The organism is Rhizobium sp. UFLA01-1127, assembly GCF_059803845.1.
The window spans coordinates 1-1,281 of sequence record NZ_JAUQTZ010000292.1 but is presented as its reverse complement, the minus strand read 5'-3'; the positions used below and the strand labels follow the sequence as shown (position 1 = coordinate 1,281).

The 1,281-nt window shown below is 64.7% G+C and carries 2 protein-coding genes; both read right to left on the bottom strand.

What is annotated here, in order from left to right; genetic code table 11:
* Positions 1-596: amino acid ABC transporter ATP-binding protein (locus Q4Q11_RS31810; RefSeq protein ID WP_498571980.1), on the bottom strand; the 596-nt coding region annotated here is incomplete at its 3' end.
* On the bottom strand, positions 593-1,273 hold the full coding sequence (locus Q4Q11_RS31805) for an amino acid ABC transporter permease (protein ID WP_112504902.1): 681 nt from the start codon (positions 1,271-1,273) through the stop codon (positions 593-595). The genes Q4Q11_RS31805 and Q4Q11_RS31810, both read right to left, overlap by 4 nt.
* Positions 1,274-1,281 lie beyond the last annotated feature (8 nt).

The window sequence follows — 1,281 nt, the reverse complement described above, 5'->3', positions numbered from 1 at the left end:
GTCGCCATGACCATGGTGGTGCCTTCATTGGCAAGCTTGCCGAGCACATCGACCACTTCGGCCGCCAGCTCCGGATCGAGCGCGGAGGTCGGCTCGTCGCAGAGCAGCACGCGCGGCGAAGGGGCTAGCGCCCGGGCGATGGCGACGCGCTGCTGCTGCCCGCCCGAGAGCGTCGAGGGCCAGGCGTCCATCTTGTGCGCCATGCCGACCTTCGTCAAAAGCTCGACCGCGCGGTTACGCGCCCTGTCTTCCGGCCAGCGCAGCACGGTCGTCAGGCCTTCCATGACGTTCTCGATGGCGCTGCGGTGCGGAAAGAGCTGGAAATTCTGGAAGACCATGCCCGTCTGGCGGCGGATCTTCTGGATGTCCTGCCAGGACGGCTTCTTGCCCGGCTGAAAGGTGGCCGTCTCCTCGCCGATGCGGATCGTTCCGGCTGTCGGGATTTCAAGCAGGTTGATGCAGCGCAATAGCGTGCTCTTGCCGCCGCCGGAGGGGCCCACAAGCGCCGTCACCGTGCCTTCCGGGATCATCAGGCCGATGTCCTTGAGGATGACGTTGTCGCCGAAGCGTTTTTCGATATGGGACAGCTCGATCATGTCCGCGCCTCCAGCGTGCCGCCATAGCGGGCGAAACGACGCTCGAGGGAACCCTGCAGCGTCGAAAGCACCGTGCTGAGCACGAGATAGATCAGCGCCGCCTCGATATAAAGGATCAGCGGCTCATAGGTTGTCGCGACGATGCGCTGTGCCGCCTGGAACAGCTCCGGCACGGTGATGGCGGCGGCAAGCGACGTATCCTTGACCAGCGAAATGAAAGTGTTCGACAGCGGCGGCACGGCGACGCGGGCTGCCTGTGGCAGGATGGTGCGGCTCATGGCCTGGCGCCAGCTCATGCCGATCGAATAGGCGGCTTCCCACTGGCCCTTCGGCACGGAGGAGATGACGGCGCGGATGATTTCCGACGTATAGGCGCCGACGCTGAGCGTGAAGCCGATCACGGCAGCCGGAAAGGCATCGAGCAGGATGCCGAGGCTCGGCAGGCCGTAGAAGATGACGAAGAGCTGCACCAGAAGCGGCGTGCCGCGGATCACCCAGACATAGAAGCGGGCAACGGCCACGAACGGCGCCGGGGCAAAGAGCCTGACGACGGCGGTGAGCAGGCCGAGCAGAAGCCCGAGAACGAAGGTGATCAGGGTGAGCGGGATGGTGAAGACGAGCCCGGCCCAAAGCAGCGTGCCCAGTGACTCCCACATCAGTTGCAGCCAATGCTCCAAGGAGAAGC